This is a genomic window from Bartonella sp. SD1336NMGDW (assembly GCF_042193565.1).
GTDB lineage: Bacteria > Pseudomonadota > Alphaproteobacteria > Rhizobiales > Rhizobiaceae > Bartonella > Bartonella grahamii.
On the sequence record NZ_JBHILW010000112.1, the window covers coordinates 1 to 518 of the forward strand.

General features: G+C 41.9%; 1 protein-coding gene. It reads right to left on the reverse strand.

The window, feature by feature from the left end; genetic code table 11:
* On the reverse strand, nt 1-518 hold a 518-nt coding region (locus ACFIKH_RS09425; protein WP_375671561.1), incomplete at both ends, for an autotransporter domain-containing protein.

Below are 518 nucleotides of genomic sequence, written 5' to 3' on the forward strand. Positions count from 1 at the left end.
TTTTCAGTGGAAATGGTTTTGGTCAAACGTCCACCAACACGGATTAACCATTGAGAAGGATTGTTCATATCAACAGTAAAATTATCAGCATCTTCAATGGTGTTAAACATCAAATGTTGATAGGCAACTTGTGCTTGTGGTTCGAAGGTTAAACCTTCCATTCCGGTTGCAAACTCTTTGCCAACAGTGGTGGAGATACTCAACATTTTGGCATTTTTCAATTTTGCGGTATTTCCTCTGATGGCATTGCCGATATCTCCTTTTATTATCCCATAGGATAACAGTGTATCCATATAGAAACCACTGTCATGCTGCACGCTGCCATAAGCTGTTAGTGACCATTTATCCAATGTGCTCTTACTTGCATCCTGCATCTCTTTTGGAGTGAAAGATAGTCGCCCATAGGTGCCTACAAGACCGAAATGTGTTGTGGTATTTTGCCCTTCAATTGCTGCTAATGTGACACCGGCTTGGAGAGCAGCATAGCGGATATCAGCGCCATAACCATATTTGAGAGG